Annotated in this window: 17 protein-coding genes and 2 pseudogenes; 12 read left to right on the top strand and 7 right to left on the bottom strand. The window is 26.8% G+C overall.

Translation table 4 applies throughout. The features are described 5' to 3' along the window. Positions 1 to 66: 66 nt before the first annotated feature. A complete protein-coding gene (locus U5U50_RS02835) occupies positions 67 to 600 on the bottom strand; it encodes a hypothetical protein (protein WP_324672601.1) in 534 nt (177 codons plus the stop codon). After that, positions 600 to 770, bottom strand: a pseudogene (locus U5U50_RS03245) (cysteine peptidase); the annotation flags it as partial. The pseudogene U5U50_RS03245 and the gene U5U50_RS02835, both read right to left, overlap by 1 nt. A gap of 301 nt (positions 771 to 1,071) precedes the next feature. On the opposite strand from U5U50_RS03245, the gene U5U50_RS02830 reads away from it, so the two are divergent. Together U5U50_RS02830 and U5U50_RS02825 are read left to right on the top strand one after the other, a co-directional pair. Next, entirely contained in the window at positions 1,072 to 2,361 is a 1,290-nt protein-coding gene (locus tag U5U50_RS02830) for an MFS transporter (RefSeq protein ID WP_324672600.1), read from the top strand. A gap of 129 nt (positions 2,362 to 2,490) precedes the next feature. Continuing rightward, entirely contained in the window at positions 2,491 to 3,396 is a 906-nt protein-coding gene (locus U5U50_RS02825; protein ID WP_324672597.1) for a hypothetical protein, read from the top strand. A gap of 102 nt (positions 3,397 to 3,498) precedes the next feature. Here U5U50_RS02825 and U5U50_RS02820 read toward each other — a convergent pair whose 3' ends face one another. The 5 genes and pseudogenes from U5U50_RS02820 to U5U50_RS02795 all read right to left on the bottom strand — a co-directional run bounded on the left by U5U50_RS02820 (position 3,499) and on the right by U5U50_RS02795 (position 10,196). Beyond that, entirely contained in the window at positions 3,499 to 4,635 is a 1,137-nt protein-coding gene (locus U5U50_RS02820; protein WP_324672595.1) for a site-specific DNA-methyltransferase, read from the bottom strand. A gap of 465 nt (positions 4,636 to 5,100) precedes the next feature. Continuing rightward, a pseudogene (locus tag U5U50_RS02815) lies at positions 5,101 to 5,823 on the bottom strand (DDE-type integrase/transposase/recombinase); the annotation flags it as partial. Positions 5,824 to 6,724: 901 nt separating this feature from the next. Then, positions 6,725 to 7,915 carry an AAA family ATPase gene (locus tag U5U50_RS02810; protein WP_416383409.1) on the bottom strand — a complete coding sequence of 397 codons (1,191 nt, stop codon included), beginning with the start codon at positions 7,913 to 7,915 and terminating at the stop codon, positions 6,725 to 6,727. Between the two features lie 428 nt (positions 7,916 to 8,343). Beyond that, positions 8,344 to 9,414, bottom strand: coding sequence for a phosphatidate cytidylyltransferase (locus U5U50_RS02800; protein WP_324672589.1), 1,071 nt, complete (start codon positions 9,412 to 9,414; stop codon positions 8,344 to 8,346). A gap of 11 nt (positions 9,415 to 9,425) precedes the next feature. Beyond that, entirely contained in the window at positions 9,426 to 10,196 is a 771-nt protein-coding gene (locus U5U50_RS02795; RefSeq protein ID WP_324672587.1) for a hypothetical protein, read from the bottom strand. A 65-nt stretch (positions 10,197 to 10,261) separates the two neighbouring features. Between U5U50_RS02795 and U5U50_RS02790 the strand changes: the two genes are divergently transcribed. The 10 genes from U5U50_RS02790 (at position 10,262) to rpmG (ending at position 25,740) form a co-directional block, all read left to right on the top strand. Then, positions 10,262 to 11,008, top strand: a complete 747-nt coding sequence (locus U5U50_RS02790) for a phosphotransferase (protein ID WP_324672585.1) — start codon at positions 10,262 to 10,264, stop codon at positions 11,006 to 11,008. A gap of 363 nt (positions 11,009 to 11,371) precedes the next feature. Next, positions 11,372 to 15,787 (top strand): PolC-type DNA polymerase III, encoded by a 4,416-nt coding sequence (locus U5U50_RS02785; protein ID WP_324672583.1) that lies wholly within the window; start codon positions 11,372 to 11,374, stop codon positions 15,785 to 15,787. Positions 15,788 to 15,892: 105 nt separating this feature from the next. Beyond that, a complete protein-coding gene (locus U5U50_RS02780) occupies positions 15,893 to 17,188 on the top strand; it encodes a BMP family ABC transporter substrate-binding protein (RefSeq protein ID WP_324672581.1) in 1,296 nt (431 codons plus the stop codon). A gap of 198 nt (positions 17,189 to 17,386) precedes the next feature. Continuing rightward, positions 17,387 to 19,639, top strand: coding sequence for an ATP-binding cassette domain-containing protein (locus tag U5U50_RS02775; RefSeq protein WP_324672579.1), 2,253 nt, complete (start codon positions 17,387 to 17,389; stop codon positions 19,637 to 19,639). After that, positions 19,639 to 21,786: an ABC transporter permease gene (locus U5U50_RS02770; protein ID WP_324672577.1), complete on the top strand. Its 2,148-nt coding sequence runs from the start codon at positions 19,639 to 19,641 to the stop codon at positions 21,784 to 21,786. Before U5U50_RS02775 ends, U5U50_RS02770 begins: the two co-directional genes overlap by 1 nt. Position 21,787: 1 nt before the next feature. Further along, the gene (locus U5U50_RS02765; protein WP_324672575.1) at positions 21,788 to 22,735 is read left to right on the top strand and encodes an ABC transporter permease; all 948 of its coding nucleotides are present in this window, start codon (positions 21,788 to 21,790) and stop codon (positions 22,733 to 22,735) included. Positions 22,736 to 23,401: 666 nt separating this feature from the next. Continuing rightward, positions 23,402 to 23,878, top strand: coding sequence for a hypothetical protein (locus U5U50_RS02760; protein ID WP_324672573.1), 477 nt, complete (start codon positions 23,402 to 23,404; stop codon positions 23,876 to 23,878). Further along, positions 23,847 to 24,641: a potassium channel family protein gene (locus U5U50_RS02755; protein WP_324672571.1), complete on the top strand. Its 795-nt coding sequence runs from the start codon at positions 23,847 to 23,849 to the stop codon at positions 24,639 to 24,641. The genes U5U50_RS02760 and U5U50_RS02755 overlap by 32 nt, the downstream gene beginning before the upstream one ends. Further along, entirely contained in the window at positions 24,634 to 25,461 is an 828-nt protein-coding gene (locus U5U50_RS02750; protein ID WP_324672569.1) for a deoxyribonuclease IV, read from the top strand. The genes U5U50_RS02755 and U5U50_RS02750 overlap by 8 nt, the downstream gene beginning before the upstream one ends. Before the next feature lie 126 nt (positions 25,462 to 25,587). After that, positions 25,588 to 25,740: a 50S ribosomal protein L33 gene (gene rpmG, locus U5U50_RS02745; RefSeq protein ID WP_257088959.1), complete on the top strand. Its 153-nt coding sequence runs from the start codon at positions 25,588 to 25,590 to the stop codon at positions 25,738 to 25,740. Positions 25,741 to 25,817 lie beyond the last annotated feature (77 nt).

The following is a 25,817-nucleotide window of genomic DNA, read 5'->3' as shown; positions in this document are numbered from 1 at the left end:
CTTTCTTTAGAGTTTCATTATTTATTAACATAACTCATACTTATTTAGTAGTTGCTTCTTTGTTTGTTAAATATATTTTTTTCCATCTTGAAAGACTAAAATGCAAATGAAGAAGAAAATTATTATTGATAATATTATGTAAGCAACTAAAGCAATGAGAGGCATAGAAATATATGCGTTGAGTCTAAAGGAATTGAATATAAATTGAAAAACTATACCAGTTATAAGAATAGGAACAACAATTATATATGTGCATATAAATGGAATAAATTTCATTTTATATGCAAATGAATATTCAATCTTTATATTTTCACACAAGAAAGGGAAGAAACTTGTAAATCAATTATTTTTGTTAACTTTTCTTAAGTAAATAACATTATGTATTATTATAAATATACAGATAAAATATGTAAAGAGATAGTCGCCTGCGAAAAACAGATAAGCTCCATCAGAATAAGTTTTATGTATTCCTTCTGGTAAATGTGGCAAACTAGTTTTATATAAATCTATAGCATAAATAGGTAAAGCAACCACAAGAGAAAATAAGAAAATTAAATATGCACTTAGTGTTGAAAACTTTAATCAGGTTTTTCTTAACATTATTGTAAACCTTCTTTCTTTAAGATTAAATTATTAATTTCTTCACCAGTATATAATTTATTTTTATATTTAAACAGTCTTGGTTGTTTTCTAGCATTTTTTGGTTTTAAACTTCCTATAGTGTAATAGTAAGAACCTCAAGCACCATTATAGTATGAGTATAAAATTGATACTGAAACAGTTGGTAGTGCTATAACTCATTTAGTGAAGATACTTAAAATTAATTTTGTATTTTTGATAATATATGTCCTTACTTTTATTATATTCTTTTTAAATAAAATAAAATAAATTATGAAAAAATATTCAACTTATTTTTGATGCTTACTATAGAAATGCAACTAAAATGGTTTTAGTTTTTATTTACCTTTTTTGAACTTAAATTTCTTTGAATATCAGATATAAGATTCCTTTTTTCATCTCTGAAACATAAATGAATGTATAATTAAATACCATACATTAATGAGGGGTATTATGTCACTATTTAGAAGCTTAAAAGCTAACTTATGAAAATATATAAGTAGTATTTCATTATCGTCAATCGGGTCAGAAGCATTTAAATTAGCTTCTAGTTTATATATTTACAAAATAACTGGTGATTTCTGATTAGTTACATTGTTGTACTTGCTAGTACAATTACCATCATTGATCATTTATGCAATCTCGTCAAAACTTGTTAAGTTACTACCTGATAGAGTTGCTCTTCTTATTTGTGATATCGCTAGTTCAATATTGTTGATAATACCTTTAGGAACTTATTTTGCATTCATCAGTAGTTCATCTACACATACGTTTTCAATTATTTTAATTGTGACAAGTACACTTTTAGGAACTGTCCATTCTTACAGATTTATACACCTTAAGAATATTCTTTACTTTTTAGCAAAAGATAAAAATGAGTTAAATAAATTCAACATCGGTAACTCATTTGCTTTATCAATTGGATTAGTTTTATCGCCGATATTGTCACTTTTACTTTATAAGTATTTACCTTTTTATTCTTTAGTTATTTTTAATATGCTAACTTACATATTATCTGGTTTACTTTATTGAAGTTTAAAAACTGAATCAGAAATGACTGTTTTTGTGAATAAAACAAAAACAAATAATGAATCACATAAGATTTTAAGTTCTAAATTTAAGTTATTTTCATGAATATTCATATTATCTTCATCCTTAGTAATTGGAATATTCTTATTTCCTAAACAATCAGGAGTTATTCAATTTTTCAAATGAGTTGGTGATTATAAATATGAGGATTGAAGTTTCTATTTCACAATTGTTTTAGCTCTATTGAGTCTAGCTGGTGTAATTGTTGTTTTCTTATTAAATAAATACAAAGTAAAAACTGATCTTAGATGAATAATTTTTTGGATGTTTTCATTGAGCATCATTTGAATTTCATTATCATTCATTTCAAATAAACAATTTATTTTAATTAGTTACTTTTCAATTAATGCGCTACAACAATTAGTATTTAGTATATTCTTACCAGGATTTTATAGCAAGTCATATCAATTATTCGAAAAAGATAAGTTCCATTTACAAAATGGGTTATCAATAGTGTTTAGAATTATTATGTCTTCATTATTAATAATTGCACTTACAGCAATTGACAATTTAGCTGGATACTTATGAACTTACATTACATATTCAATAATAGTTATAGTTTGTGGAGTGATTGCTATAGTTTCATATACCAGAATTAATAAGTTGTATAAGCTCCCTACCATTAAGAAACTTGATAATTTATGAGTTTTATAATTAGACAGCTAAGCTGTCTTTTTTTATTGTAATTATTACTTGTTTAAGTTCTTGCTTCCATCATGAATAATCAATAGATTTAGTAGTATCATTATAATATAGTAAATTATTTATTGATATGAGGTTTAAATGAGCAAGAGATTTGAAATTTCTAATTTAATTAGAACATATTCTAAAATATGATCTTATCAATTATATTTAGAATGAAAATATAGGGAGAAAAATGTATCTAATGCTTTCAAAGGCGTTGGTGCATTTGGTGAATTAATTTCATCTTTTTATAAAGATGGTTATATAGGAACAGGTTCTGGTGGATCGGGTTTTGACTTAATTAATAATAAATTAAATAAAGAAGTTGAAGTTAAAACATCTGTCACATTTCAATCAAACAAATGTAGCGACTGTGAATATAAATTTTCAAAACTTTTTAATGATTGTACAAATTGTGGTTCACAGAATTTTAAAATAGTTGACGATAGTAGATTTGGAATTAATGCTAAAACATTATTAAATGCATATGAAGAAAGAATTATTGATTCACTACTTTGCTATCACATTTTTGAATTACCTGATTCAATTGATATTGAAAATGGTGATATCGAATTCATTATAAATTGCTATTCAATACCTTTTGAATATCAAGATTCGCTTAAAGAAAGGAAGAGACTTGCTTATTTTCAAAATCAACTATTCCTTTCTAGCAAAAGCAATAATTGCAATTTATTACCATTATCATATGATTTTTGATTATTAAGTCCAAATTTTTTTGACTCGTGAAAAGTTAAAATTAATTTTCAAAACCCAGGACTAGAACCTATAGTAGAAAATATATGAAATGAAGAATTGAGCAAAATTTTACTAAACATCGACATTTGTAAAAACAGAGAAGAGAGACAATTATTTGAGAAGGTTAGTTATGGAGAAGAAACTATACCTTTAGATGTTTTTGTTGAAAATTTTGATTATAGAGAAAAGAATTTCGATAGGGATAGAGGGCAAATTAAAAGTTTATTGGCAAATAAAAAAAGAAGATAAAAAATATATAAATGTGGATAGAAAATTAACTATCCACTTTTTATTTAATTCATAACCATTAGATAACAAAAAACGTCTCACATATTTCGAGACGCCTTAAAATTAAATATATATATAATTGTGCGCTTTTTCATCTTCGACAATTTTTTTAGTAGTTTTTTCCTTATATCATTGAATAGATTTTTTATAAAACTCTTCATCCAATTCAATACCAATGAATTTTCTACCTTTAGATATAGCGGCTATACCTGTGGAACCTGAACCAGAAGTGAAATCTAGCACTCAATCATTTTTATCAGTAAAAACATCTATAAGATATTTTAATAAATCTAATGGTTTTTGAGTTGGGTGTATATTATTTTTGTCTTTATTGTATTCCAATACATTTTTAATGATTTTAGAGTTTTTTTGCTTATTGAAAACTGTTCTGTTTTCATCGTCTCACATTCTCTTCATTTCGTCGTATTCAATGAAATTAGAAAACTTATCAATGTTATATGTTTCAATTAATTTATTGTAATTAGTTTCAGTAGGTAAATAGAAAGTTCTATTTTCATATCTAAAACAATGATCAAGACCCTGACCTAGTTTGTTCATTATTTCTTTTTTAGTATCAGGTATAAATTCTAATAATGATTTAAAGTATTTTCTTAAGTCGATACTATTATTTTCATCTAACGATTTTCTAATTAATAATATTTCTTCGTAATAGTTTAGAGGTGTAGTTTTTGAATTAAAACCATTAGCATGATTGTTTTTAACTCAAATCATTTTATTTGATAATGAATACTTTTCATAATCATTCATAGAACTAATTAATTTTCAAGTCAATGGTTCTTGAGTGAATAGCAATAAGTTAGAGTTTGGTTTAGAAATTTTAAAGCAGCAATCGAACATTTTATCCTTGTTTATTACAACATCTCAATTTGGGACATTTTGTTTCTTCCTTCAACCTTCAATACTTAATCCTTGCACTGTGCCATATGGAATATCAGTAATTATGTGGTCTATTAGGATATTATTTTCAATCAATGCATTCATCGTTTCAATACATTCACCATTAATTAAACAAAAATCTTCATCATAGAAATAATCCTTGATTATTTTTTTCTTTTTTAATAGTTCTAAAACATTCTTAGAAATCTTTTTCTTAATAGAAGTAAAATTAGTTTTATCAAATTTGTCTCTTTTTTTCACATTTCTAACTTTTGTTGCTTTAATTTCAAAATTGTTTTTCATAAACCACCACATTTCTTAATCATCAAATATTTAATTGTTAATTTTAATTTTATGAAAAATATAAATTTAAACTAGCAATTAATACTATTTTAATTATTAAAATTATAACAAGTTATGTAATGCTTTGATATAACTAAAATGACTATATAATAGGTTAAATGCGATAAATTGAATACAATTTTAAGATTATTTAGAATAGTCAAATCCTGAATTTTGAATATTTATGAAATCAAAAATTATTTGACACAAATATCTTTCTTATATAGTAAATTATACCTAGTCATACTTGATATTAATTTAGTTTGTATTGATTATTCTTCACTTAATTATTTTGCGAAATTCAATTTACTTTAATGAATAAAAAAATTATGTTGTTGGTTATTAGTAAACTAGGACAAGTTTTATAGACAATTTATAAAAAACTCAAAGCATCTTAAACTGGGACACTAAAAATGGACAGAAGGTTTAATTAGACATAATAACACCTCAATGTTGTTGAGGTGTTTTTCAATTTAACACAGATTGAAATCTTTCATTGTTATATCATTCAATGTAATCTTTGATAATATTTTCGAGTTTCTTAAAACAAATTGTTTTGTAATTTACAAAGTTTAAACACTCAGATTTGATATTTGAAAAGAAATATTCAACTTCCCTATTATCTAATGAATTTCCGACCCTACCCATAGATACATTTTCATTATTTTTTGCAACTACATCAAGATATTTAGATGATGAATATTGAAATCCGTGATCAGAATGAAGAATTCAAGGTTTTTTAAACTTGATATCCTTGATGTGTGAAATAACTAAATCTGTATCATTTCTTCTTGATAAGTTTCAATTCAAAATTTTCTTTGTTTTATGATGTATTGCAACTGAAAGATAAACGTGATTTTCATCTATATCATTTGGTGCTTTTATGTATGAAACATCTGTTGCAATAATATTATTTGTAGTTCCATTGTAATCTCTATTTACAAGATCTTTAATCTTAACATTTGTATTTTTGATTTCTCTGACTTTACGTTTTTGTCTAACTACACAAATTAGATTTAATTTTTTCATCATTCTTCCTAACGTTCTGTAATTTATGTCTATTTTATATACTTTTAGTATATAAATGCTCAATCTTCGACGACCAAAAGGACCTTTATTTTCGTAAAAGGCTTTTTTGATAATTGAATGTAATTCTTCATTTTCAGACTTTTTAGAGACTTCTTTATCTAATTGTAAAATTTTCTTATAAAAAGTAGATTTTGGTATTCCTAAAAAATATATAAATTGTTTATTTGTAATAGAAGATGATTTCTTGGTTTTGCTTCAATCAATTTCCATTTTATTATCTCTGAAAATTTCAATCATAATTTTTATGAATTCATTCTTTTGCTCATCAGTCATTTCTTCAATCATTGAATCATCTGTTTCAATAGGTTTCTTTTTAGGTCTTCCAGAACCCTTCCCTTTTTTAGGGGCTGTTCCTGTTTTTGAAAAAATTACAGTTTCGTCTTTTTGATATTCTCTAAATTTATTTCAAATTCCACGTCTAACATTTTCTTTAAAGTAATCTTTATTATATTTTTCTGAAATATAAGAGGCAAATTTGTATTCATATTCATTTGTGTATTCTTAATTTTCTAGTCATTTGAATAGATTTATTCATTCATAATGTTTCAATTGTTTAGCCATTTGTAAAATCCTTTCTTTTATTGTAAACAAAAAGTAGACAGTTTTTTTATTTTCTGTCTACTTTTCTTGTCCTAGTTTATTTTTAGGTCTCCCAGATCCTTTGCCTTTTTTAGGAGATTTACCTGTTTGTGATATTAGATTTGTCATTCCTAAATTATATCTTTTATATTTCTCTAAAAAATACCTCTTCGAATATGTAGATTTTTGTCAAAAAAGCTAACACCTCTTATCGCTCGATATTTAATTTCAAAATCGTTTTTTGACATTAAACTCTTCTTATAATCATCATAGTCTGAAAAGTTCTAGTCATTGCTCTTGTTTTAGTTGTTTCATAATAACTCCTTAATATAAAAAACACAAAATACGGTTTTGTCCATATTTTGTGTCCCAGTTTAACTTGTTATTCAGTCATGAATTTTATTATTTGTTCTTCAATTGCTTTAACTCGATTTTCTATATCCTTTTTTGTAGTATTTTGTTTTATTCAATCAAGAGTAAATGCAAAATTTCTATTTTTATCAATTTTCTCTTTTTTAAAGTCATCTAAATGTATTGCTCCAGAATTTGTGACTATGTATTTACCCTTATCATTTTCCTCTATATCAAATAGTGCTTTTTCTAAGTCAGGTTTGTTTATAACGGATGATACATATTCTTTTTCTTCATCTTTAATCTGAAAAATTTTACCTCCATCTAAGTCATAAAATAGACAAATTCTGTAATGTCTAATTATTGATAAATCTCTAACTATATTTAGCATTTTGCCAATTTGATTCTTCCCATTGCAATCAATTATAGTATATGGATTCTCTAAATTATTCTTGCTTATAATGTCATTGATTATGCTATTGTCGATTAAACCTTCAATAAAGAAACATCTTGATGAAAATAGGAAATCAGCTAACCAGGCTGTTATTCTGAAATTGTTTTCAACTAAAGTTTCGGCAATTTTATCTTTATCCAGAGTCGCAATTGTAGATTCTTGTTTATGATCATCATATTTCGTAAAAAGAAGATATTCGATGTCGCAAGTTGATTTACTCATTAATTTCTTTCTATGTTCAGCAAATATTTTTTCTAAAAACAATGGGGAATGTGTTGTTACTATAACATCAAGCTTTTCTGAAATTTCTATAATCATATTTGCTATTTTGTGAACTAATTCTGGGTGCAAAAATTTTTCGACTTCATCTATTATTAACGTGAATTCGTTAGTAGGTATTATGTGATCATCGAATATCATTTCATATAGCAATTTAATTAATGAATAATTCAAGCTACCTGAACTACCCGTTCTTTTGTTATTATTAAATTCTAAAACCGTAAATTTGTATTCAAATTCTTGTTTCAAATCTCCCGTGTTAAAACAATCTTTAAAAGATGGTTCAAAAAATGGTTCATCAATAGCTTTTATTTTATTTTGAAATCTATCTGCATTATTTTTGAATGAATTAATTTTTTCATATTCTTCATCATTGCTTATTCTTACTTTAAATGGTTTTGCAAATTGTGTGTTTAGAAAATCAAAAACTTTTTTATGTGGAGAAAATACTGCATTTTTTCCTGTATCACCTGTATTTCCCTTAAGAATTCCATCAAGGTCGATTTCAGCTTCAATGAATAAATTATTAGGATTTGTTTTTGGATATTCTCTTTCTAAATATTTTGTTTTACCAGTTTTGTTTTTCCAAAAATAATTTTTAAACTCATAAGACTCCTTGTTTTTTATTATATATTTGAATTATATGTCCTTCAAGAATAGTTCATAGTTTTTTTAATGATTTTTTGATTTTATAGGATAAATTTGATTCACTAGTGTTCAAGTTTGAGAAGTGACTAAATTTTCAAAACAATATGTAGATATCCGAATAAATTTTGCTAAGATTCAAGAAATTTAGAGAAGAAAAATACAAATGATATTTTTGTGTATTAAGTGATAAAGAACTTAATTATAAAAAAGAATGAGCCAGAGAAACTCATTCATTTAAAATGTTTAACCTATATCTGTAGGCTAATTTATTATATTATTGCAAACATTGATAGTGTAATAAATAAAATAAATACAAAAGAAATTGAATCTAATCTATCTAAAATACCACCATGCTCTCTTAATAAGTTTGAGAAATCTTTAATTTCATTTCTTCTTTTTATGAGTGAAAATGCTAAGTCTCCACAAATTGCAAACATAGGAGCAAGAAAGATAAATAACACTAAATACACAAACATCATATTTAAGCTGTTAGCAGCATTATTTCATGGTGTCATCATTATGTGCATTAATGTTTGATTTTTGTCTGATGCTATTCCATAAGCTATTCCCATATATGCTAATGTAATTGTGATTGCAACAATAATTCCGACAATAGCACCTTCAATTGTTTTTTTAGGACTAATAGCTGGAGCGAGTTTTTGTTTGAAAAACTTGTGTCCTAAAAATCTTCCACCGAAGTATCCTCCAATGTCGCAAGACATTGCGATGAATACAATTAATAAAATAACTTCAATTGCGTAAGTTTGTGCAAGCAGCACCATAAATGATTTTAAGAAGTATGTTAAGAATGAAAATATGAAAAAGAATGATAAAGCTTTAATTGCTAAATATTTAAGATTAATGTTTTTAACAGTTAAAAATCTAATTAATACAAAAATTAATGTAATTGTTAAAGGTCATATTGCATCAAAGAAACTAAATGCACCATAAGTAGCATCTGTAAAGACTGAACCAATTTGTAATATATTTTTATTAATCAAAATACTTTCCGAGTTTGCTATACGAGTTGTTAAGAACTTAAGGAAGTTTGGATAAGCAAGCAGTAGCCCAACTGCTAAAGCAGGTAAAACTCATTTAAATATTTTATGGTTTTGTAGATATGCTTTTGATAGTTCATAATAAATTCAAAAAGCAAATGCTACAAAAATCAAAATAGACAATGTTCTTAAAAACCAAAATACTCCTTCATTAAAGTTTTTATATAAATTAAAATCAAAAGAATATTTTGATACTGTTAAAAATATAACTAGAACAAGTCCGATAATTAGAGCAGGAATAACTCTATTTATTCAAAAAGATTTTTGTTCTTCTTTTTTCATTATTTCCTTTCTTAATCTTCAAGTTCTTGAAGAAATTGAAGATACATATGCAAGTACCCTTCAGTTACAATGAATTTTTCAATATTAAATAAACTTTTATCAAAATATCTAGATCAACCACCGGAAATTATTGAGTTTTCTGGTTTATCAAATGAAGATACATAACCTGATAATAAAGCACTGAAACCATTTAACGTAGCTGTTTTTGTAGTTGTTCCTTCTTTAATTTTAGGTACTTTTAATTCATTTTCAATTATTGAAGGAGCTACAAATGGTATATCGGAAAAGTTCACTATTCTAGCTATTGAAACACTTTTAAGAATTAAGTTTTCCATTTTCAAATTAACTCAATATGTTCCTAATAAGTTAATTGAATCTTTTTTATATTTAATTGAGTTTATAAGTAATGCTGATAAGATATCAAAACCAATAGAACCTTTGTGTTTTATATTTTTATCAATTAAGTGAGACATCTTTTTAATAATTATTTTTTTCTCATCGTTTAAGTAAACTAAATCATTAGACATAAAATTCAACTTGCTTGTCATGGCGAAGATAATGGTTTTACATAAATCCTTATCTGTATTAGTTGCAGCTACAAGGATTCTCGTGTCTTCAAGATCTTTAAGTATCTTAGCAAGCTCTTCGTTAAAAACCGAGTAGTTAATAATTTTTACCTTACTTTGTTTAATTTCATTTGTTCTTAAGTCAACTTCGTAATTAACTATTTTGATGAATGTATTACCCAAATCCATAACAATATATTTTGATAATTTTTTCATAGTTATTAATTTCCTTTTATAATTCTTAATTATATACTTTTAAAAAATAAAATATGGAGGTACATATGAAAAAACCGATAAATATTGGACATACAAACAAAACATATATGACCGAAAATTCAATCTATCAAGAAAAGGTTTTAAATAAATTCAATCATAAGTTAGATTATACATTACTTGAGAAATTTGATTTTGTACCTCGTTTAATTAATGAAACAGAAAATTCTGTTGAATGAGAGTATATTCAGACAAAACCATTGATGTTTACAGAAGATGTTTTAACTCAAATTGCTAATAATTTTAAAACATTACATGATTCAAAGTTACAGTTTCCTAAAACAAATGTAGCTTCAAGAGTAAAAGAGTATAGAAAAATTATCAATGAAAAAGGAATAAAAATTGATGTTCTTAATGATTACTATAAGAGAATTAATTTAATATTAAAAAACTCTGAATCAAATAGACCATTACACAATGATTTATACTTAAATAATATTCTCCTAGACTTAAACGACAAAGTTTACTTTATCGATTGAGAGTATGCTTCAATGGGTGACAAGCATTTTGATTTAGCTTACTTTATTTGTGGTTCATACTTAAATAAAGAGCAAGAAGAGTTTTTCTTAAATGTTTATGATACATATTGAGAAGAATATTTAATTCAACAAAAAATATTAGTTTATTACTTAACAATTCTTTGAGTGAATGCTCAAGAAACAAAACCATTTGATGACGCAGATTTAATTGTGAAATTAAAAGAGACCGTTAAAGAATATGAATATAAGAAATCAATTAATACCTTTAGGAGATAGGAGTATAAGTTTCATTGAATAGAATATATTTTTATAATATGAATTGCAAACACTCATTAAATTACTAATTTTTAAGCTAAGATAAGAAAAAGTGGACAGTGGTCAAAACTGTCTACTTTTTCTTATCTTATTTTGTAATTTGATGCTTTATTTTGTAATAATTTAATTCATCGATTGTATTAAAGCTATAATTTGAAATATAAATAACTATTATGCAATTGAAATACCATTCTTATGTTGTGTTTCATCAGTTTTATAGGTCATTTTTTTCTTTTAATATTTAATTTTTAAAAGATAGTTAATAAAAAATACTATATATTAATTATAATAATATTTTTATAACTTATACAAGGCGGTGAAGTAATGAAAGGATACAAAAATCAAAAATTTAATTTACTAGCTAACAAATTAAATTTACCTTTTATCGCATCATTTTTGGATGCGAAAATAGATAGCAATAATATTAAGGTTGTTAAAAATTCAAATACAAATGAAGAAAGATTAGAGGTTACTTTAACTCTTTTAACAATTCCGTCAATTGAAGATTTAAGAACTTTAACAATTGCAGCTATAAAAGAAAGAGTTAATTTCAAATTTAAGTACGATAATAATGAATATTTATCAAATCCATTAGTTCTTAATTATTTAGAATATGTAGTTAAGAAAACTCTTCCAGATAATAGTGGAATTGCAAGAGTATTAAGATTTCAAAATGTTAATTATGATGAACAAACAGGAAAATATTTAGCACATATCTTTGATTATCAAAATACTCCTGAATTTCAAGAAGAACTTAAGGTAGTTAATAAGTATATGAAAGAACTTTTTGGTTTTGATGAATTTGAATTAAATGTCAAAGTCAATATATTTGATTTAAAAGAACAAATTAACAATAACATCCTTCGAAATTATGACAAAATCAAAAATCAATTTAGTGATCACGAGACAACTTCGACTTCATCTAAAAAAGGTTCAATCAGCTATGATAAAGGAAGTTGAGGAAAAAGACGTTCACCATCTAGTTATACAAAATACACAATTCAGGAAGTTCATGAACTTCCTTATGAAGATGAAACTACAAATGTTTCTGTAACTGGTTATGTTTATAAGACTGACGTTAGAAACACTAACAAAGGGTTAAAAATTCATAACATTTCAATTACTGATTATAATGATGCTATTAGTACAGTTTTCTTCGAGAGAGAAAATGCTAAAGATGTTTATGTTCCAAAAATTGGAGATACAGTTGAAGCTATGGGTAGAGTTTCTAATCCATATGGTTCAACTTACAATGGTGCAGACAAGTACAATAAACAAATCGCAGTTAACTCTTTTAGTAAAGTTGATCCACTTATAGAAGAGCAAGAAGATTTAGCTTATGAAAAAAGAGTTGAGCTTAGTACAAGAACAAAAATGTCAACTATGGATGGGCTTTTAAATGCTGAAGATATTGTTTCCATAGTTAAACAATATGGACATTCAGCAGTTGCTATAGTTGATTCAAATGGTGTGCAAAGTTATCCAACTTTCGAAAAAGCTGCTAAAAAAGCTGGTATTAAACCAATTTATGGAGTTAGTTTTGATGTTATTTCAAAAAATCATAATTTCTTATTAAATTATTCGCCCGATAAAAATGCAGTTTTAGAGCAAACTGAATTTGTTGTGCTTGATATTGAAACAACACACTTATCAGCACAAATAGGAGAATTAATTGAATTTGGTGCTCAAATTGTTAAAGAGCATAATGCTTTTAATCATAAAGACTTACAGTTTTTTATTAAGGCACGAAAACCTCTTAGCGCTAAAACAATGAGCTTAACTAACATTACACAAAAAATGTTAGATGAAGAAGGAATCGAGTTAAACGAAGCTCTTGACAAAATTTATGATTTATTAAATAATAAAGTTTGTGTAGCACATAACGCTAACTTTGACTTTAACTTTATTATCCAAAAGTTCATTGAGCAAGGGAAAAAAGTTCCAAACACATTCTTTGTCGATACACTTAACGTTTCAAGATTGTTATTCCCTGATAAACGTTCACATACGTTAGGGAACTACTGTTCATACTTACAAGTTAGTTATGATTCAGCAGTGGCTCACCGTGCTGACTACGATGCTGGTGTACTTGCTAGTGCTTGAATTAAGTCAATTCAAATGTTAAAAGAGAAAGGTATTTTAACATTTGATGATTTATACAATACTTATGAACCAAATATTTACTCACATGTTAGATCAAATCAAATTTCTGTTCTTGCTAAAAACCAACAAGGAATTAAAGAAATTTCTAAATTAATCACACTTTCATTAACCGAAAGATTCTTTAAGTCTCCTAAATTATTTATGGATGACATTAAGAAGAATGAAAACATTTTAATAGGGTCAGGTGGACTTAAAAGTAGATTTATAGACAATATTTTCTATTCATCAGATATTGAAATTCAAAAGTCAGCAGAATTTGCTGATTACATTGAAATACCACATCCTAATGCACTAAAACATTACTTAGAACCACAGGAAAAATTTACTCAAGAAGAAATTTATGATAGTATAAAAAGAATGATTAATTGAGCAAATAAGCTTAACAAAATTCCTGTTGCAATCGGGGATGTTAGATATAAAACTAAATTAGATAAGGAAGTCTTCAGATGCCTTGTTTATTCAAAAGGTATTGGTAACTCTTCACACTTTTTATTTGACCATAGAAAAGTTGAATTTGAAGGAAGAAACTTCTTATTACCTGATTTAGAGTTTTATACAACTGATCAAATGTTTGAGTCGTTTAAATTCCTAAATGATGAGCAATTAATTAATGAATTAGTTATAGTAAATACAAACAAGATTGCTAATTTAATTGATTCAGAAATTAAAATTGTTCACGACAAACTTTATACACCTAAATTTGATGATTCAGCAGTTAAATTAAAAGAATTAGTTTATAAAACAGCACATGAAAGGTATGGAGAAGTACTTCCTCAAATAATTGAAGAAAGACTTCAAAAGGAAATCACACCTATTCTTAAATATGGATTTGATGTTATTTACTGAATTTCGCATATCTTGGTTAAAAAATCATTGGAAAGCGGCTATCTTGTAGGTAGTCGTGGAAGTGTTGGTTCGTCTTTAGTTGCTACATTTGCAGGTATCACAGAAGTTAATCCATTACCAGCACACTACATTTGTCCAAATTGCAAAAACTTCGTTTTAAATGAAGATTCTAATATAACTTCAGGATTCGACTTAGATGATAAAAATTGTGATAAATGTGGAACACTTATGAATAAAGATGGACACACCATTCCATTCGAAACATTCTTGGGATTTGATGCCGATAAGGTTCCGGACATAGATTTAAACTTTGCTGGTGACTTCCAACCAATTATTCATAATGAAGTTAAGAAACTTTTTGGTAACAGTCATACTCTAAGAGCTGGAACTATTTCTACAATTCAAAGTAAAACTGCTTTTGGTTATGTTAAAAAAGCTAACGAAGAATATAACTTAGGTTATTCAAATGCTTTTGTTGATTATTTATCTTCAAAACTTGAAGACATTAAGCGTACAACGGGACAACACCCTGGAGGTATCTTAATTATTCCTAAAGAATTCGACGTTGAAGATTTTACACCTGTTAACTATCCTGCTGATGATACTTCAATCGATTGAAAAACAACTCACTTCGATTATAGAGCTATCCACGATAATGTCCTTAAGTTAGACTTACTTGGGCACATTGACCCAATGGCAATTAGAATGCTTGAAAAATTAACTGGTTTAGATGTTAAGAAAGACATACCTAAAAAAGATAAAAGAGTTATGTCGCTTTTCTCAACTACTAAAGAATTAAATATCACACCTGAAGAAATTGGTGGTGAACCAACAGGTGCTTTAGGTATTCCTGAGTTTGGTACATCATTTGTTAGAAAGATGTTGATTGAAGCACAACCTGAATCATTTGCTGACTTAATTTCAATTTCAGGTCTTTCTCATGGAACTGATGTTTGAACAGGAAATGCTCAATCGCTTATTAAAGATATGGGATTATCATTAAAAGATGTTATTTCCTGTCGTGATGATATGATGGAATATTTAATGAAGAAAAATATTGAGTCTAAATTAGCTTTCAAGGTTATGGAACAAGTGCGTAAAGGTAAAGGTGTAACGGAAGAACAAGTTTCAATATTAAAGAAAAACAATGTACCATCTTGATACATTGATTCAATGCAAAAAATTAAATATATGTTCCCTAAAGCTCACGCTACTGCTTATGTTCTTATGGCTTGACGAATTGCTTGATTTAAACTTTATAAACCTTTAGAATACTATGCAACATTTTTCACGACCAGAGCAACTGAATTTGATTTACATGTGATGATGAACGACTTTAAGATTGAAAAAATTAATAAAAAAATTAAGGAAATAACCTTAATGAATGATAGAAAAGTTAAAGATGATCAGTTATTACAAACCTTAGAACTCGCAAGAGAAATGTATGCACGTGGATTAAGCATTTCAAACATCAGCTTAACTAAATCATTAGCAACTGAATGAGTAATAGATTATGAACATAATGCTCTTATACCTCCATTTACAGTTGTAGCTGGACTTGGAGAAGCTGTAGCAACTGAAATTGTTGATGCTAGAAATGAAAGTGAATTTGTTTCAAAAGAAGACTTCAGAAAACGTGGAAAAGTAAATCAAACTCTTTACAAAATATTGAATGAAGAATTCAAGGTTCTTGATGAATTAAATGAAACAAATCAGCTAACACTTTTTTAAAAATTAAAAAATAACTTTGATAAATAAAAGTTTTATAATATTTAATGAGGATATTTTATAGTATCCTCATTTTCTTTAAATAATTATTTAAACAAAAGGATAAAAATGAAAAAAATTAAATCATTATTATTAGCTGTCGCAGGGATTACAACAGCTATAGCACCAGTTGCCGCAATCTCTTGTGGACAAAAAGATTGATCATTCATTACAGAGGTTGAATTAAATAACAAAGTTACAAAACAAGTTGTAGAAGATCCTACAAAACCAGCTTTAAGAGCTATCGTTGTTACTGATGCTGGACATGTAACTGACAAATCATTTAACCAATCTTCATACGAAGGTTTATTAAAATATGAATATCAGGTTAGAGAATTTACTGGTGCACCTTCAGTTGGAAGTAAATTAGAACCAGAAACTGGAAAATATGAAAGTGCATATAGTTCATTATTAGGTAAATATGATATTTGAATTTTATCAGGTTTCACACACAAAGAAAAAATTGAAGCATTCATTAAAGCGCACAAAGCTGAAATGATTGATAAGAAAGTTAAAGTTATCGGAGTTGACTTTACAATTAATCCTGATAATTTAGATGGATTCGCTGACTTCTATGGTTTAGAATTCAAAGTCGCTGAATCAGCATACATCGTAGGTAAAGCTATTGCAGAATTTATGTCTACTGATGACTCATTTGCAAACAAAAGAAATACAACTTCATTTGGTGGTGGAGAATTTGATGGTGTTATTGACTTTATTAAAGGTTACTACAGAGGAATTGTTAAATATAATTCAACAGTTTCAGAAAAAGATAAAAAAGTTAGAGCAACACAAACAGCGATCGACCTTGCTACAGGTTTCGAACCAAATGATGCTATGAAGAACGTAATCGAAAAATCATTAAACACAAAACCAACAGTTATTTTACCAGTTGCTGGTCCAGCTACAACTTTAACGTTAGGTCAAATTAAGAACAGTTCTAAATGAGAAGGAATTGATGTAATTGGTGTTGATACAGACCAATCAAAAATTTCTAAAAACTTTGCAGAAAAATTCTATACATCAATCACAAAGAATATTTCACAAGCTGTTTATGATACAATCATTTACATTACATATGGAATTGATACAAAAGGATTATTTACAGCTAAAGAACCGACTAAATCATTTAATATTAAAGGTGATTTCAAACAAGGATGAGTTGGTTATGCAAAAAGTACATTAAAAGATGAAGTTAAAAGAACTAAATTAAATGAATTATTAGCTAAATCTGAAGCCGAATTTAAAACATTATCAAATGATGATATTAACTTTATTTCTTCAAACAAATTAAATTCAAAAGATTCTAATGATATGGCTCTTAAAGCTTTAGTTGAAGCACTTGCAGCTGAAATGAACAAATAGTTTAAGAAGCTATATTTATCATCATATACACACTATTTTAGTGTGTATTTTCTTATTTTATTCAAGAGAAAGAAACATTTTTAAAAACGGGAATATTTTAAAAAAAAGAACAATAAAAAATATATAATTAAAATGTAAATAATAGACCTTAAATTCTATTATTTAATTTTTTAATATATTAAAAACACAAGGAAAGATATGAAACAAAACTTTTATGCAATAGAGTTTGATAATATTTCTAAATCTTTTGGTTCTATTAAGGCTAACCAGAATATTAGCTTTAAAGTAGAAAAAGGTTCAGTTCACGCTTTAATTGGTGAAAATGGTGCTGGAAAAAGTACTTTAATGTCTATATTGTTCGGGTTGTATGAACCTGATGAAGGAATTATCAAAGTAAATGAAAAAGAAGTTTTAATCAAAGGTCCTAATGATGCTAATAGATTAGGTATTGGTATGGTACACCAACACTTTAAACTTGTTGATGTATATACAAACCTTGAAAACATTGTTTTAGGAGCTGAGGATAGAAATAAATTTACTAGAATCATTGATTTTAAGCCGGCTATTGAAAAAATCAAAACAATTCAAGAAATGTTCGATTTACATTTTGACCTTAATAGACTAACTGGTAAGGAAACAGTTGCAACTCAACAAAAAGTTGAGATTATGAAAATGTTATATCGTGATTCAGATATCTTAATTTTCGATGAACCAACTGCTGTTTTAACAGATCAAGAAATTCAAGGTCTATTGAATACGTTTAAATTGTTTAGAGAACAAGGGAAAACAATTTTATTTATTTCTCATAAACTTACCGAAATTAAAGAAGTTGCTGATAATGCGACAGTTTTAAGACACGGTAAGGTTGTAGGAAACTTCAAAGTAGCAGATGTTTCTATTGAGGAAATGGCTAACCGTATGGTTGGCGGTGATGTTGAAATTATTAGAAATGAATACTCAGACACATCACAAAATGAAGTCATTTTCAAATTAGATAACATTTCTACAGACGGTGAAAAACCATTAAAAAATGTTAATTTAGAAGTAAGAAGTGGTGAAATTGTTGCTATTGCCGGAGTTGAAGGTAATGGGCAAACTGACTTAGAAAAAGTTGTTAGTGGAATGATTAAACCAACGACAGGTCAAATTCTCTATAAAAAGACACAACTTGTTAAAGAAAGAATGCAATCAATCCAAAAATCAAAAACAAGAAAAAATATAATCATGTTATTAATTTCGTTATTTGTATTCTTATACTCAGGATTAGGTTTATTAGCTGCAGCTAATTATGCAGAAAACTCTAATGCTGCAATCATGAATATTGGTGGGGGGATGCTAATTGCATTTAGCATAATCCTTCTTATATTGATTTTATTTTCAATATATGGACCACAATTTAAAGAAAAAACTATTTTTGCAAGGTCTAGTTTACAAAAAGAAATGACTAAGAAACAATATGTTGTTTTGAAGTTTACATTCATCGCAGTATTCTTATTTGCTTTGATTGCCTTGCTATCTGTTTTTGGAATTTTATCAATTACAAAAACAGCTTCAATAATTGTATTAATTTCTGGACTTATTGGAATTTGCTTATTAGTATTAACAATATGCTTATTATCAGTTAACAAATTATTGAATTTCAAAAATACATATAAAAAACTTTTAAACCGTAACAAATCGTTTGTTACATTATCAAGTTTTTCTTTAACATTTGCGACTATTTCAATAATCTTATCAAGTGTTGTTGCATTTTCATCAGCAACTGTAGTTATTATGGGATTAACTATCTTATTCACTGTTTTATCATTTATCTTTACATTAAGTGCATTAGCTGCATATTTCTACTTATCAGATATAAATGAAAAAACAGAGAAAAATGATGACTTCTTAGTTATTAACGAATTATCAGTTTATGATATTTCTAAATTAGGTCTTTCATTTATTCCAAGTGATAGACATAAACATGGACTAGTTCTTGATTATAATATTAAAAACAACACTGTTTTACGTAGACTTTGAGATAAAAAATACAATAAATTTGGTATTTTTAACTCTAAGTCAGTGCAAGAAGATACAGAAGATATTATCAAGAAATTTGACGTTCGTGGAGCAAGAAATGGATATTCAATGTCCAGATCTCTTTCAGGAGGTAACCAACAAAAATTCATTGTAGGTCGTGAAATGAACTCACCACATGATTTCATTTTAATCTTACAACCGACACGTGGACTTGACGTTGGAGCCATTAAAAATATCCATGAAAGAATACTTAAAGAAAAAGCTGAAGGTAAAGCAATCTTATTAATTTCATATGAATTAGATGAAGTTTTAGCTTTAGCTGATAAAATCGCCGTAATTAATACAGGTGAAATTTTAGCTGTTAGAGAAGCTAAAGACCTTACAAGAACAGAAATAGGAGTTTATATGGCTCATAAAAAAGGAGGTGAATAATGTTTACATTAACTGCAAATAAAGTTATGAAAAACTTTATGTTTGAAGACAAAAAATCAGCAAGAAGAAAACTTTATTCATCTTTATGAGCTGTTGTAATTGGTTTACTATTTGCATCAGTTATTTATTGAATTAAGGGTATTGTATCTGGTGTTGATACAAGTATCTTTAGTTTTATTCAAAATGTTTTCAATTTTGCATTTAGAAAAACTTTGTTTAACAATACTTTATTACTTATTGTTTTCTTCTCATTAACTGGTTTTTCAGTTTCTATAGCATTTAAATCGGGACTTTTCAACATCGGAGTCGCTGGTCAAATGATGCTACCTGGAATTTTATTCTTTGCTATTCTAGCTGGGACAAGAGTTATACCAGAAGATATTTCACTAGGTTTCTTATTTGGAATGTTATTTATGAGCATTCTTATAGGGGCTATCATTGGAGCAGTGCCAGGGATTTTAAAAGCATACTTCAATGTACATGAAGTTATTTCAACAATTTTTCTTAACTGAATTATCACTTTTATTGGTATTTGATTATTTACTGATTCAAATGAAATATTCATGCCAATTACAAATACAGATGTAAGAACTTGAATCGGATTAGAACACGGTGTTTCAGGTAGCCTTATATTAACTAAATTAAACAATCATCATGGTATTAACATTGAAAAATTATTTATTTACATTGGACTTGCATTAACTGCGATATTAGCATTAGTAATTTGATTTGTATATTCAAAGACAACACTTGGATACAAAATCAAAATGGTTGGGTTAAATAAAACAAATTCAAAATATGTAGGAACTAATGAAAAATTAGTTACAACTGCTGTTATGGCAATTGCTGGAGGATTAGCAGGTCTTGCCGGTTTCTTCTATATTGTTATTTGACAAAAGCAATTAATCATTAAACCACAAGCTCCATTGGCTGTTGGTTTCGAATCAATTGCTATCGCGCTTATTGCTCTTAATAATCCATTTGGTGTTATTGGCGCTTCATTCTTATATGCAATATTACAAAATTCACAATTAACATTTGCTTTTGATACAAGTAATGGACCAACTGTATCAAAAGATTTCTTCCCAGTTATTACGGGTATTATTATCTTTATGGCAGCATTATCAGTTATGTTCTATAGACTTAGACCAATGCATTATATTTGAAAACAAATTGTATTAATGTGCCATAAAGAATATTGACAAAATTTTGCAATATATCATAAATTCACGACAAGATCACATATTAAAAAATCTTGAAGAAAAGCAAAAGCATTATATATTGAAAAATTAATTTCTGAAAACTCAGAAATTTCAAATAAAGAAATTGATGAGAAATGTAATGCATACTTCAAGGATTGAGTCATTGAATATAATAAAATGGCCACAGAAACTAGAGAAAGAATAAACTCTCTTATTTCTGAATTACATGAATATAAACAACAACAAAATAAAAAATTACAAGATTTATCAAAAAAATTACAATTTAAAGAATTTTATTCTGAACAATTAAATAAATTTGTTGAATATTGATTAATTAATGAACATGTTAAAGAATTAGATAATAATTCTCCTGCGTATTTAAGAGCCTTAATGTTGGTTAAAGAAAAAGCTCATGCTGACTGAAGGTTACATGTTAAGGAAAATTATTCATCAATATTTAATTCTGAAAAATTTAAAATTTTAGAGGAAGTTTCAAATGAAACTAAAAAAGTGGAATTTGAAATATTAGAATTAAAATCAAAAATTTCTAACACATCAATTAAAGATGAAATAAAAGTACTTCGTAAGTACTCAAAAGCAAAACGTGCAATATTTGCTAAATATCACCAAAATTATGAAAATAAAGTAGCTCAATTAATTGTTACTTTAAAAGGTCATTCAGCAGAAGAAAGAATGGCAATTTATGATGAAATTTCAAAAGAGAAATTTGCATTACAAAAAATTAGAACTGATTTAGGACTTGATGAATACTTAAGTGCTGTTCAAAAATCAAAAACACTTAGACGTTCAAGAAAAACTGTATATGGTCAAATTAAGACAAAAATTTACAATGATTTTATGCTTAAACATTTTGTTAATCCTTGAAATAACAGAGTAAAAATAATTCAAGATCAAAAAACAATAAATACTGAAGGGGATAATTAATATGGAAACAGTCATCGGTTATACAGTTTTCTTCTTCTGTTTACTTTTATTAGGTTCAATATCAGGTATTTTCTCTGAAAGAGCAGGAATTGTTAACATTGCTATTAATGGTTTCATGATTTTCGGTGCTATAATGTATGCTCTTTTCAGCGCAATTATTACAGATTTAATATTTGATCAAACAGAAACATCAATGTTTTGACAAATTCCAATAACATTATTATCTGTTGGTGCGTCAGCATTATTCTCATTATTATTTGGTCTTGCAACAATTAAGTTAAAATCAAATCAAACAATTTCAGGTTTCGCTATCGGATTGTTATCAACAGGTATAGCTGCGTTATTAGTGTTATTCTTGCTTGAAATTCAAAATAGTGGACAATCTATAACATTTTGAGATAGAAGAGAATTAGCATTATCTTCATCTGTAGGTTCATATCAAAATATTGTGTCATTTAAGACATTTATTACAATCGTAGTAGTTTTCGCTTCATGATTTGCTTTAAGAAAAACTAAATGAGGTTTAAGATTCAGAGCTATAGGTGAAAATCCACAAGCAGCTGATGTTGCTGGAATTAATGTTAATAGAGTTAAATGACAAGCAGTTATTTTAGCAGGTATGACTGCCGGTTTAGCAGGTTCATTCTATGCACAATGTAATATTGAGCCATTCTCAATATCAAAAGATGTTCAAGGTTTAGGTTTCTTAGCATTAGCAATTATGATTACATCTAGATGAAGAATTTCAATTTCTATCTTAGTTTCACTTATATTCTCATTTATGTTATCATTTTCATTCTATGGAACATCTTTATTAAAACTTGATAAATACTCTGGTTTATTTAAAGCATTACCATATGCAATCACACTTATCATAATGATTTTCATTTCAAAAACATCTTCACAACCAGCTGCTGCTGGTATCCCATATGATAAATCACAAAGATAATGTGATATAAAAAACAAATTTATAAAAATAGTGAACAATTTAATTTCTTGTTCACTATTTTTTTTTAATAATTTAATACTCGGTTAAATATCATCTATCGTCTCAATCTTTCTTGACATATTCATCGTCTAAATTTACTTCATGAAAGCATTGCTCTTTCCTGAAATTACACCTGTCTTACCTAAAACAATATTAAAGTAATTTTTTTCTCATTTAGGTTCTTCGGCCTAATAAGGTTTATAATCAAAATTGGACTGTTTCGGTTTGTTAGGGTTGCTAGGTATGTATAATTTTAAATTGTCTGAATTACTGCTATTTTTGGGGAATAATCACGGATTAACAAATCTTAATTTTACAATGCTTATTTTAACTCGTGATTAAGTTGTTTTCTCAAGAATCCTTTCATCATTTACTAAATGAAAAATACTCATCTTTCTAAAGTATTTCATATATAAATGACTTGTGTATGAGTTCACAGACTTTCTGAAGTTATCTAACTCTGAAATATTATTTCCGATTTATATAATATACCCTGCTTATATACCTTATCAAGATTGTGTATTACTTTTTAATAAAAAAATATTTTGTTTTATTCACATTCATGAAAATTAAGAAAAAGTTACTTGTATGTTTAAATTTGTAAAAAACTATATAAAATATTAAATTATGTTTAAGATAAGAAATTTAAGTAAAAATACGTGAAAAGAACTAGCTCATATTATTTGATCTAACTCAAATTATGATGAGAATTTATCTCCATATTCTAAGAGAATTAAACTTTTTTCATACATTTATGCAGCTATAATAACATTTGCTTGTTTAGTTTCTTTCTTTTCGCTGATTACAGTGAAAGAGGGTCCAAACAAAGCTCATTTTGATCGTTTTTTAGTTATTGTCCAAGTCATCACATTCTTTATATTTATAGTAGATTACTTTCTACATTTTATTACTTACAAGCATTTATATATAGATGGAAAGACTAAAGTCTGAAAAATTGTACTTAAATATATTTTTTCATTCAATGGAATTTGTATTTTATTCTGTATTTTAGCTTCATTCTATGCAATCAGTTTTATTATTCCTGCATCAGGGAAAATTGCATATAACAAAAGTGAAGAAGCAAAAAATTTTCCATTTATTTAAATCATTTAATGTATTTAAGATTATCCGTTTCTTCTTTGTTTTGACATTATTTGCACCATTCCAAATTATTATTAATGTATTTAAAAAACAAAGACGGATATTAACTTACATTTTTATATTAATTCTTATTTTAATTTTCTTATTTGCTTTATTAATTTGAAACAATGAAAAAAATGACTTAAAACAATCTCAAATACAATATATCATTGATCACAAATGAGATCAAACATTTAATTTAGAGTATTTCAAACAAATTAATAATCAACAATACATTCAAAAAATACAAGACGCAACAACATCTCATGATAAAGCTGTGGTTATCTTTGATTATTTATCATCAGTAAGTTATGCAGATTTACCAAATGACAATATTATTGCTTATATGGATAAATTTTTAGATCTTAAATCAGGTTATGTAACTACATTTGGTTCAGCTTTATATTATGTAACAATTACATTAACAACAATTGGTTATGGAGATCTGACGCCTCATGCATCTATAACAAGAGCAATTATTTCATTCTTATCATTAATGTCTGTTGCAATTATTGCTATTCCATCAGGTCTTATTGCTGGAGCATTTTTAGTAGAAATGCAAAAACATATTTCAACTGCAGGTAACAAAAAATCAAGATTTGGATTTGGAAAAAGATCTGATGATGCTTATAATCAAACAAATCAATCTGAATCTAATGAACCAGGAACAACTTCAGTAGAAAACTTACAAAATACACAAGAAACTAGAAAGGAACAAAATGATTAAATTAGGATCACACATAGGATTTAAAGCTCCAAATTATTTATATGCATCAGGTCAGGAAGCTATCAGTTATGGTGCTAATACTTTTATGATTTATTTAGGAGCGCCCCAAAACACAAACAGAGTCGATGTATCTAAATACAATTTAGAAAAATATGAAGAAGAGTTTTCTTCAATTATCCCTAAAGAAGATATTATTGTTCACGCGCCATATATTGTTAATCCGGCCAATCCAGAAAAATCAACTTTTGCTAAAGATTTCTTAATTCAAGAAGTTCAAAGAATGGAAAAAGCAGGATTCAAATATTTAGTTCTGCATCCTGGTGCAGCAGTTGGGCACCCAACTGAGGAAGCACTAGATACATTAATTGACACTTTAAATGAAATAATTAAAAATACAAATAATGTTGTTATTTGTATTGAAACAATGTCTGGAAAAGGTACTGAAATTGGTGTTGATTTTGAACAAATTGCTTATGTTCTTAAATGAGTTAACTCAGATAGGGTTCAAGTTTGTTTAGATACTTGTCATATGTGAGATGCAGGTTATGATCTTCAAGAATATGAAGAATTTAAAAAAGAATTGCTCAAATGAGATTTACTTAATAGAGTTAAGGTTATCCATTTAAATGATTCGAAACACGAAATTGCTTCGCATAAAGATAGGCATGCAAATATTGGTAAGGGAACAATCGGATATGAAACATTAAAACAATTTGTTCATGATCCTGATTTTGATAATATCCCAATTATTCTTGAAACACCAGTTCCAGAAACTGGACCAATTTATAAAGAAGAAATTGCTTGATTATTAGAAAAGTAATAATTTAAAGTTAATAAATAACACTTAATTATTAGGCTTAAATACTTTTTGTATTTTTTAGTTATAGTTTATAATATATAAAAATATTTATAAATATTAATTTTCATTCAATGTAAAGGAGAAAAAATGGCTAGAGAAGGTTTCACATTAGTGTGTGTTGAATGTAAAATGGAAAACTACATTTCAAAGAAAAACAAAAAAACACACCCTGAAAAAATTGAGTTACTTAAATTTTGCGCAAAATGTAACGCTCACAAAACACACAGAGAAAAGAAATAGTCACATTTTTCTCTATAATAATTTCCAATCTAGCAGATGCTAGATTTTTATTTAAAATGCATAAAAGTTTATAATTA

This window comes from Mycoplasma sp. 888, from assembly GCF_035609225.1.
Lineage (GTDB): Bacteria > Bacillota_I > Bacilli_A > Mycoplasmatales > Metamycoplasmataceae > Mycoplasmopsis.
This window is presented reverse-complemented; position numbering and strand designations above follow the sequence as displayed.